Origin of the sequence: Blautia sp. DFI.6.71, from assembly GCF_020593585.1 — a bacterium.
In the GTDB taxonomy this organism is placed as follows: domain Bacteria; phylum Bacillota; class Clostridia; order Lachnospirales; family Lachnospiraceae; genus Blautia_A; species Blautia_A wexlerae.
Map to the genome: position 1 here is coordinate 22,079 of NZ_JAJDMJ010000044.1, position 10,197 is coordinate 32,275.

The 10,197-nt window shown below is 42.7% G+C and carries 9 protein-coding genes; 4 read left to right on the forward strand and 5 right to left on the reverse strand.

All coding sequences use genetic code 11. The annotated features are described in order from the left end of the window. Window position 1: 1 nt before the first annotated feature. Window positions 2–2,437, reverse strand: coding sequence for a GH36-type glycosyl hydrolase domain-containing protein (locus LJE12_RS15170; protein WP_025579251.1), 2,436 nt, complete (start codon window positions 2,435–2,437; stop codon window positions 2–4). A 396-nt stretch (window positions 2,438–2,833) separates the two neighbouring features. Between LJE12_RS15170 and LJE12_RS15175 the strand changes: the two genes are divergently transcribed. The 4 genes from LJE12_RS15175 (at window position 2,834) to LJE12_RS15190 (ending at window position 7,127) form a co-directional block, all read left to right on the forward strand. Further along, window positions 2,834–3,847, forward strand: a complete 1,014-nt coding sequence (locus tag LJE12_RS15175) for a LacI family DNA-binding transcriptional regulator (protein WP_118633390.1) — start codon at window positions 2,834–2,836, stop codon at window positions 3,845–3,847. Between the two features lie 86 nt (window positions 3,848–3,933). Beyond that, the gene (locus LJE12_RS15180) at window positions 3,934–5,262 is read left to right on the forward strand and encodes a hypothetical protein (RefSeq protein ID WP_055059372.1); all 1,329 of its coding nucleotides are present in this window, start codon (window positions 3,934–3,936) and stop codon (window positions 5,260–5,262) included. A gap of 78 nt (window positions 5,263–5,340) precedes the next feature. After that, window positions 5,341–6,249 (forward strand): carbohydrate ABC transporter permease, encoded by a 909-nt coding sequence (locus LJE12_RS15185; RefSeq protein ID WP_025579256.1) that lies wholly within the window; start codon window positions 5,341–5,343, stop codon window positions 6,247–6,249. 14 nt (window positions 6,250–6,263) lie between these two features. Further along, window positions 6,264–7,127, forward strand: a complete 864-nt coding sequence (locus tag LJE12_RS15190; RefSeq protein ID WP_022380254.1) for a carbohydrate ABC transporter permease — start codon at window positions 6,264–6,266, stop codon at window positions 7,125–7,127. Between the two features lie 132 nt (window positions 7,128–7,259). Here LJE12_RS15190 and LJE12_RS15195 read toward each other — a convergent pair whose 3' ends face one another. The 4 genes from LJE12_RS15195 to tnpA all read right to left on the reverse strand — a co-directional run bounded on the left by LJE12_RS15195 (window position 7,260) and on the right by tnpA (window position 10,018). Next, window positions 7,260–7,406 carry a hypothetical protein gene (locus tag LJE12_RS15195; RefSeq protein ID WP_172680026.1) on the reverse strand — a complete coding sequence of 49 codons (147 nt, stop codon included), beginning with the start codon at window positions 7,404–7,406 and terminating at the stop codon, window positions 7,260–7,262. Window positions 7,407–7,459: 53 nt separating this feature from the next. After that, complete coding sequence (gene tnpC, locus LJE12_RS15200; RefSeq protein ID WP_227292256.1) at window positions 7,460–9,136, reverse strand: IS66 family transposase; 1,677 nt, start codon at window positions 9,134–9,136, stop codon at window positions 7,460–7,462. A gap of 133 nt (window positions 9,137–9,269) precedes the next feature. Further along, window positions 9,270–9,608 (reverse strand): IS66 family insertion sequence element accessory protein TnpB, encoded by a 339-nt coding sequence (gene tnpB / locus LJE12_RS15205; RefSeq protein WP_117689872.1) that lies wholly within the window; start codon window positions 9,606–9,608, stop codon window positions 9,270–9,272. Further along, entirely contained in the window at window positions 9,602–10,018 is a 417-nt protein-coding gene (tnpA, locus tag LJE12_RS15210) for an IS66 family insertion sequence element accessory protein TnpA (protein WP_227292257.1), read from the reverse strand. Before tnpA ends, tnpB begins: the two co-directional genes overlap by 7 nt. Window positions 10,019–10,197 lie beyond the last annotated feature (179 nt).

Below are 10,197 nucleotides of genomic sequence, written 5' to 3' on the forward strand. Positions count from 1 at the left end.
GTTATCCCATCTGTACAATTACATGGTATTCGTTTCTGCCATTGACCATAGGAATCTGGTTTCCATTTATCCTCTCACCATCTACCTCAATCCATCTGACTCCTTTCTGCACACCTTTCGGTTTATGGATCTCAATATGATAATCCGCCCCTCTAAAATGACGGTTCACTTTAAAATCGCCAAACGTTTCCGGAAGGCAGGGGTCTACGATCAAACCATCATATCCTGGCAGAATACCAAGAAGCGCCTGTGACAGGTTTATAAATGTCCACGCTGCAGTTCCTGTCAGCCAACTGTTTTTTGCCTCTCCAAATCCTGGTGCATCAGCTCCCGCGATCATCTGCGAATATACATATGGTTCTGTCCGGTGAATATCACTGATTTCCTCAATATAAGATGGACATATTTTACGATAAACCTCAAATGCCCTGTTTCCTCTTCCAAGCACAGTCTCCGCAATGGAAATCCACGGATTGTTGTGGCAGAAAATTCCTGCATTTTCTTTATATCCAGGCGGATAAGAAGTAATTTCCCCAAGTTCCAGATGGTATCTTGTATAAGCCGGCTGAAGGATCATTATTCCATACTTTGTTTCCAGCAATTCATTCACAGAGTCCAGAGCTTTTTCTGCTATTCCTTCTTCCTTGCCGATTCCTGCCATAACACAGAATCCCTGTGGTTCAATAAAAATCTTTCCTTCTTCGCATTCTTTTGAACCAACCTTTTCAGACTGTGCATCATAGGCACGCAGGAACCATTCTCCGTCCCATCCATTATCCAGCACTGCCTGATACATCTCATCCACTGCTTTCCCTGCTTCTTTTGCAAGTTCTGTGTGCCCGGTCCGCTCACAGAGCTCCTCAAATTCTTTTCCATATTTCACAAACATACCTGCAATAAATACAGATTCTGCCACAGGGCCTTCCGACGGCCCTGTTGTCTGAAAGGATTCTCCAGGTTCACTGGAAAAACAGTTCAGATTCAGGCAGTCATTCCAGTCTGCCCTTCCGATCAGAGGAAGTTTGTGAGGACCAAGATGGGTTACTGTGTAATAAAAAGATTTCTCCAGATGTTCAAAAAGCGGTACCTCTGTTCCCTTCTTACAATCAAAGGGTACCTGCACATCAAGTATCCCATAATCACCAGTCTCTTTGATATATGCTGCTACTGCTGCGATCAGCCATAACGGGTCGTCATTAAATCCGCTTCCAACATCCAGATTCCCCTGTTTTGTCAGCGGCTGGTACTGATGATATGCACTTCCATCCGGAAACTGTGTAGATGCTATATCAATAATCCTTTCCCTTGCCCGCTCCGGGATAAGATGCACAAATCCCAGAAGATCCTGACAAGAATCGCGAAACCCCATCCCCCGTCCTGTTCCTGATTCGTAATAAGATGCTGATCTGGACATATTGAAGGTTACCATACACTGATATTGATTCCAGATATTTGCCATGCGGTCAATATGTTCGTTCTCGCTGACGACTGCAAAGCGTGCCAGCAATGTTTCCCAGTAATTTTTCAGTTCTGCAAAGGCCTGCATCGCTTTTTCCATTGTATTAAATCTTTCAATCAATGCTTTTGCAGAGGTTTTATTGATAATTCCGGGAGCTTCCCATTTATCATCTGCCGGATTTTCACAATATCCCAGCATAAAAACAAATTCTTTTTCCTCTCCCGGCAGCAGAGTCAGATCTATCTGATGTGCAGCAATGGGATACCATCCGCTTGCAATAGAGTTACTGCATTTTTTCTTACATACAGCTTCTGGAAAAGCATTCCCGTTTCCTGCTCCCAGAAAAGCATCTCTGTTGGTATCATAATTGTCCACCTGTGTATTTACTGTAAAGAAACTGTAATGTTTCCTTCTTTCTCTGTATTCTGTCTTATGATAAATCGTACTCCCCTGTACTTCCACTTCTCCGATACTTAAATTTCTCTGGAAGTTCGATGCGTCATCCACTGCATTCCAGAGGCAGAATTCCACGTATGAGAACAGAGAAATATTTTTTTCAGTTTCAGAGTTATTTTTCAGTTTCAGACAATTAATCTCACATGAAGCATCAGAGGGCACAAAAACCAGAAGCTCTGCTTTTAGATTATTTTTCGAAGAACAGAAGCGACTGTATCCAAGACCATGTCTGCATTCATAAGTATCTGTTTCTGTTGCAGACGGCATAGTTCCCGGATTCCAGATTACTCCGTCATCATTAATATAATAATACTTTCCGTTGGAATCTGCAGGAATATTATTATAACGGTACCTGGTAATTCGCAACAATTTTGCATCTTTATAAAAGCTATATCCTCCGCAGGTGTTGGAGATCAGTGAAAAGAAATCATTACTTCCCAGATAATTGATCCAGGGTAATGGTGTATGTGGTGTAGTGATAACATATTCTTTCGCCTTGTCGTCAAAATATCCGAATTTCATTGAAAAGCCTCCTTAAAAAGAATAAATAAACACTTGTGAAGAAAAGGCCGAAAACAGACTTGCGAAAACGAATACGTTCAGAATTTATATGTTTATTATATAGTTTAGATTGGATTTATCACAGTATAATTCAGTTTTTCAAAAAAATCAACTACATTTTTAGCAGTCAAAATATTTCACAACTGTTATTTTAACTTCCGTAAGATCATCGCGAAACTTTTCGTTATATTAAAGCCTGTTTTTTGTGAAATTAATAAATTATTATAAATTCTTTTTTGTGCAACAGGGATAAATTATACAAATATAACAAAAATACTTGAATTTTATCTGAAAATAAAGTACGATTAGCTTGCGAAAACGTTTTAGAAACAAAAACAGAAAAGGCTGGACTATAATATGGTATCCATGAAAGACATCGCAAAACAATGTAACGTATCTGTTGCAAGCGTCAGCAAAGCACTTAATGGTTATTCGGATATCAACGAAGAAACCCGACAGCTTATTTTGAAGACTGCATCAGAAATGGGATATCTTCCAAATTCCTCAGCAAGAGCACTAAAGACCAGACGCAGTTATAATCTTGGCGTACTTTTTGTAGACGAAGCCATGAGTGGCCTCACCCATGATTATTTCAATCATGTACTGGAAAGCTTTAAACGCACTGCCGAATCCAGAGGATATGACATCACTTTTACCAGCGGAAACCTCTCCGGTCAGCATCTCAGTTATTATGAGCACTGCCGTTACCGTGGAGTCGATGGAGTGGTGATCGCCTGTATCAATTTTTTTACAGAAGAGGTACAGCGCCTGGTACAGTCCGAGATACCGGTAGTCACTATCGATCATGTATTTGATGGAAGAATTGCTGTTGTTTCCAACAACATTCAGGGAATGGAAGAACTTGTCTCTTATATTCTTGAACGGGGACACAGAAAGATTGCCTATATTCACGGAGAAGATTCCTCTGTCACACGAAACAGACTTGGAAGTTTTTACAGAACTCTCCAGAAAAAACGAATCGATATACCTGATGAATATATGCCAGTCATTCCTTATCGAGATGCAGAAGCTGCAGCAATAGCAACTTCAGAGCTTCTGGATCTGAAAGATCCTCCTACCTGTATCCTCTATCCGGATGACTTCTCCGCACTGGGTGGCATCAATGAAATCCACGAACGTGGACTTCGAATACCAGATGATATTTCCATTGCAGGCTATGACGGACTTACTTTTGCACGCATCCTGGAGCCACGGCTGACAACTCTGTGTCAGGACACAGAAACGATTGGACGGCTTGCCGCACAGAAGCTGATTGATCTTATCGAAAATCCTAAAACAACGATCATCGATAAATTCACCGTTGATGGAAGACTTTTCCCCGGTGCATCAGTCAGAAATCTGGCAAAATAAGAAAATCTTCAGTATCTTCACAGTTGGTGGACTGCTGAAAAGTTACAATCAACCCAAAACAATTATCACAAGGAGGTAATAACATGATGAAGAGAAAAGCTATGGCAATTACATTAACAGCAGCTATGCTTGCCGGTCTTACAGCAGTTCCAACATGGGCTGAAGATGCAGCCGCTGACGAAGGTAAAGTTTTAAACATTTATTGCTGGAATGAAGAATTCAAATCCCGTCTGACTGACCACTATCCCGGATATGAAGAAGTTGACGGAACTCATGGCAAAATCGGAGATGTTGATGTTGTATGGAACATTACTCCTTCTGATGACAATGCATATCAGAATAATCTGGATGAGACTCTTCTGAAACAGGCTGATGCAGCAGCAGATGACAAAATCGATCTCTTCCTTGTTGAAGCCGATTATGCACTGAAATATGTAAATACAGATTATACAATGTCTGTGGCAGATCTGGGAATCACAGATGAGGAAGTTGCAGACCAGTATCAGTACACCAAAGATGTTATGACAGATTCGGATGGCAACTTAAAAGGTCTTTCCTGGCAGGGCTGCCCGGGTGCTATGATCTACAGAAGAGATATTGCAAAAGAAGTATTCGGAAGCGATGATCCGGCAGAGGTTCAGAAGAAAGTTGCAGACTGGGATACATTTAAGGCAACAGCTGAAGAGCTGAAGGAAAAAGGCTATCAGATGACTTCCACTGTAAATGATGCCTACCGTGTATTCTCTAATAATGTAACTTCCCCATGGGTTGTTGACGGAAAGATCACTGTTGATGACAATATCAAAAACTGGGTAGATATGTCCAAGGAAATGGTTGATGCCGGAGAAACAGCTACCTATGAATTGTGGAGTGATGACTGGAGCAAGGGCTTCTTCAAAGACAGCAATGTATTCTCATATTTCGGACCTGCATGGTTCATCGACTTCTCCATGAGCGCTGACCAGGATGGTTCAGTTGGTAAAGATGGCGGCTGGGCTGCAACAGAAGGGCCACAGGGCTTCTACTGGGGCGGAACATGGATCACAGCAGCTGCAGGCACAGACAATCCCACACTGGTTGCTGATATCATGAGAACGATGACAACTAACGTTGACGTTATGAAAGAAATCGTTACTGCTGATAATGACTTCGTAAACAATAAACCTGCCATGGAAGAAATGGCTAAAGATGAAAGCTACGGCGATGCAGTTCTTGGTGGACAGAATCCTCTGGCTATGTTCTGTGCAGGCGCTGATAAGATTGATCTGAGTAACATGAGTATCTATGATCAGGGCTGCAACGAAGAATTCCAGAATGCCATGAAGAACTACTTCGAAGGCAACGCATCTTATGATGAAGCTCTCGACCTGTTCTATAAGGCAGTTGTAGAAAAATATCCGGAACTTTCCTATTAATCAAACATTGAAACCTGTGTGCCTGCCTGACCATCAGGCAGGCACACTTTGGATTACAGCAGACTATGGAGGAAGATAATGGCAAAGAATAATAACCATAAAGCGGTCAGCTATAACAAATGGGGATATATCTTCCTGATACCATTTGTAGTAGTATATCTCATATTCCAGCTCGTTCCGCTTATCAGTACAATTTATAACAGTTTCTTTGAAAATTACAGATCTGGATTAACGCAGATAGGACCGAATTTTGTGGGACTTGCCAATTATGCAAAGCTCTTTCAGGGTGGCGATATCTGGATTTATTTTAAAAACACAATGATCATGTGGGTAATGGGATTTATCCCACAGATCCTGGTTTCCCTGCTCCTGGCTGCCTGGTTCTCCAATCCAAGCCTCCGGCTTAAGGGACAGCGCTTCTTCAAAACAGTTATTTATCTGCCAAACCTGATCATGGCATCCGCCTTTGCAATGTTATTCTTTACCTTATTTGCAGACGGCGGTCCCATCAATGCAATGCTGATGCAGTCAGGAATACTGAAACAGGCATATTCCTTTTTCAGCCATGCCTGGAGTGCCAGAACCCTTGTTGCAGTCCTGAACTTCCTGATGTGGTTCGGAAATACAACTATTCTTCTTATGGCAGGTATGATGGGAATTGACTCCTCGCTTTACGAGGCAGCTGAAGTAGACGGTGCAACTTCCTCACAGATTTTCAGAAAGATCACTCTTCCACTCCTTCGTCCAATCCTGATCTATGTTATGATCACATCCCTGATCGGCGGCATGCAGATGTTCGATGTACCTCAGATTCTGACAAACGGAACCGGCGACCCCATGCGTTCCACTATGACACTGATCATGTTCCTGAACAAGCATCTGTTCAGCAAGAACTACGGAATGGGTGGTGCATTATCCGTATTCCTGTTCATTATCACAGGAGTGCTCAGCCTGATCGTATTCCGCTTTAACAAGATAAAAGACTGATGGAGGTGAGAAGAATGAATGAAAAAAACTCCAAAAATAAAAAAGGAATGAGCATGAAAGGTCAGCGTACTCTTGCCTATATCGTACTGATCATCATTTCCTTCTTCTGCCTGTTCTGGTTTTATGTACTGTTTATCAATGCCACCAGATCTAATGGCGCACTGAAAAAGGGATTCACAGCCATTCCCGGAGGACATCTCATTGAGAACTGGAAAAATCTTCTCGCAGGAACACTCCCTGTATGGAATGGTATGTTCAACAGTATTTTCATTGCTACCTGCTCCGCTGTTTTATGTACCTATTTTTCAACAATGACTGCTTACGCTATCCATGCATACAATTTTAAAGCAAAAAAATTTATGTTTACATTTATCCTTGCAGTCATGATGATCCCAACTCAGGTAACTGCTCTTGGATTCCTTCAGCTGTTGGGAAAAATAGGTCTGGACGACTCCTTTGTCCCACTGATCGTTCCAAGTATTGCTGCTCCTGTTACTTTCTTCTATATGAAACAGTACATGGAAAGCAACCTTCCTCTGGAGCTTGTGGAAGCAGCACGTATTGACGGTTCCGGTGAATTTAATACCTTTAACAAAATCGTATTCCCGCTTATGAAACCGGCTATCGCTGTGCAGGCAATTTTTACCTTTGTACAGAGCTGGAATAATTACTTCATTCCGGCGCTGGTCCTTCACTCAGATAAAAAGAAAACACTTCCTGTACTGATCGCACAGCTTCGAAGTGCAGACTTCCTGAAGTTTGACATGGGACAGGTGTATGTAATGATCGCCTTTTCCATCTTCCCGGTCATCATTGTCTACATTCTTCTTTCCAGATTCATTGTAGAAGGTGTTTCCGCAGGTGCGGTTAAGGGTTAGATGCTGATACAACAAAAGCTGTCTGTTCCGGATGCAAATACATCCGGAATCCAGACAGCTTTTTTAATTATTTGCAGTACTGTTCGGACTTCCGACCACCTTCACTTCGTTTGCCATCTTTATTTTCCTTCCTTATTCTGCTTCTTTCAGTTCCTTACTCAGCTCTGACGCAAAGTATTTTATACTATTCGCATCCAGTCCAAAGGCTTTCAATATTACTTTCTGGTTCGCTGTTACTGCATGATCCAGACGGTATATATTGTCTAACTGACGTACCATTTCTATTTTTTCCGTAAGCGCTTAATTTTTAGGTATGATAGAAAAATCCCCGACTACTTTTCAGTAGCCGGAGCACCTTGACAATTCACATATGATTGATTTGATTCGTTTGCACGATGTTCAATCTCAGCTTTGACGGTTTCGTTCCATGGTGCCAGAAGTTCTAATTCATCATCACTCATCCTATCATCAGGCAGTTTCTCCAGCAGATAGGTAAGATAGTGATAGACGTTTACTCCATTGGCTTTTGCCATTTCTACCATTGTGTACACGATAGCACTGGCCTGGGCTCCGTTTGGTGTATCACAGAACAGCCAGTTTTTACGGCCTACTGTAAACGGGCGGATCGCATTTTCGCTGAGATTATTAGAAAAACTGCAGCGGCCGTCTTCCAGATAGGTGGACAGATAGGAGCGGCGATTCTGAATGTAAGTGACAGCTTTATCCATTCTGCTTCCACGGATAGGGCTTTGCTGATCAAGCCACGACAAAAAGCCTTCTACTATCGGCTTTTCTTTTTCAAGACGAGCCTTTTTGATAGCATCGAAGGAAGAATACTTTGATCTGATCACATCTTCCAGGTGGAAGAGCTGGTTAATGTACAGCATTCCCTGTACGGATGGCTGGGTATAATCCAGAGCCTTTCCCTTGGGAATGGCATCTGTCAGATATCTTCTGATGTGTGCCCAGCAGGCTGTGCGTTTGGCATCTGGAACTTTATTGTATCCACTATAGCCATCACACATCAGATAACCCTTGAAGCCGTGAAGAAAATCTACAGCATTGTCCCCGGCCCGGGTCTCTGAGTATTTATAGAGGATAATAGGTGGTCCTCCGTCTTCACCGCTGCGGAAAAGCCACATATATGACTTTGTCTGAGCGCGGCGTTCCGGTTCATGTAGAACCTGAAGTGGCGTTTCATCTGCCATTGCGAATCCACGTTCCAGAAGTTTCCTGTGGAAGTATTCGTACATAGGAAGAAAAAACGCTTCGGAATTCCGGATCACCCAGTTTGCCATAGTAGCTCTGGTGATCTCCACGCCATACTGTTTCCAGTCCTTTTCCTGACGGTAGTATGGGAGACCATTACAAAACTTCTGGTACATTACCCAGGCGACCGTTCCAGCAGAAGCCATTCCATAAAGCATATGGGCTCTGCCACCTTTTCCTTTTTTGATGACCGGAATATCCTGAAGCCTGCACTGCGGACACTCATAGTTCTTACTGTAGTATTCATATACTTTCAGTTTTGCCGGTACAAAAACCAGTTCCCGGCGGACAAACTCTTCCCCGATTTCTTTCAGCGGGGTACCACAGACAGGGCAGAGTTTCTCTTTCTCAGAAAGCTCCAGATACTTTTTTTCAACAGGAACTCCCTTAAAACGTTCCGCATCTGTAGCTCTTCCTTTTCGCTTTTTTGCTGTTTTTTCCGGAAGAATTGATTCAAGAACCTCTGCTTTTGCAGCTTCTGGATCCTGTTCCAGTTCCGCCTCATTAAAAAAGTTTAACTGACCCGGAATATCGAGGGTCCTTTTTTCGCTGGAGGTGCCAAACAATTTTTTACGGAGAAGATCTATCTCTTCTTTCAGATTATCCCGCTCCCGGGTGAGAGCCTCTTCCCGTTTATTGCCAGCATCGACAGTTGCCTGAAGTGTTTTTATCATTTTTTTGAGATCGTTTATCATGTCCTTCAGCTCACGGAGCTGGATATCTTTGGAACTGTCTGCCACTGCTTTTTCCTCCTGTTTCTGATGTTTCCATTATACCAGAAAACAGTGGTTTTTCCCAGCAAAACAGCGAATTTACCAGGACTTGAAAGTGCCGAAAATACAGCAAAAAACAAGAGTTTTATGTGCATCTTTTTTACGTTGCCTTGATCGCTTTGGGCTGCTCAATATCAATGCCAGACATCAGCCAGTCGAACTCCCGCCATGTAAGATTCCGGACCTCAGATTTATTCCTGGGCCACCGGTAAGATCCCTGGGCGGTCAGTCTTTTGTAGATCATAACGATCCCGTCAGGTTCTTTTAAAATAGCTTTGATACGGTCGCATTTACGGCCGCAGAAAAGAAAAAGTGCATGGTCGATCTCCATCGAAAACTGTTCCTGGATGATCGCACATAATCCATCAATGGACTTGCGCATATCTGTTCTGCCACAGACGATATAGATCGCATCAACACTTGAGATGTCCGCTAACATAACGACTCCCTAAGCGTATCCATAAGCATCTTCAGAAGTAACGGTTTGATCTCATTACTCATTCGTATAAGCAATCCGTCTGCTTCGATTTCAATCGTATGTGAATTGTCAAGGTGCATAGGTCTGTTCCCATTATCTGGGATCAGTCCTGCCGGAGAAGACTCCGGTTCTATAGCAATCTGGACTACATCCTGTTTATGGGATGTAAGGTCAAGAGTGCTGGCTTTGGGGGCTGGATCCGGTATCTGACAGGCTTTTTTGCGGAGACGGGTAACTGCATTGTAAAAACAGCTGGGAGATATCCCATGCTCATTACACCATGCAGCATCTGTCAGGCCACTTTGTCTGCATTCGATTACCAGTTCCATCCATTCGTCCAGGGAACGCCCTGGAGCACGTTTCTTACTCATAATGAAACCTCCAAATGTAGTAAATTTCTATCTCCTATCAAGCGGAGTGTAGTAAAAATCTATTTACTATCATTATGAGTTTAAAAACGTAGACAGTAAAGCTACCCAAGATTTAAGCGCTTACTTTTTTCCAGCTCTTTTATTGCCGCCGGTACAGTCATATAGTTCAGTTTCTTATC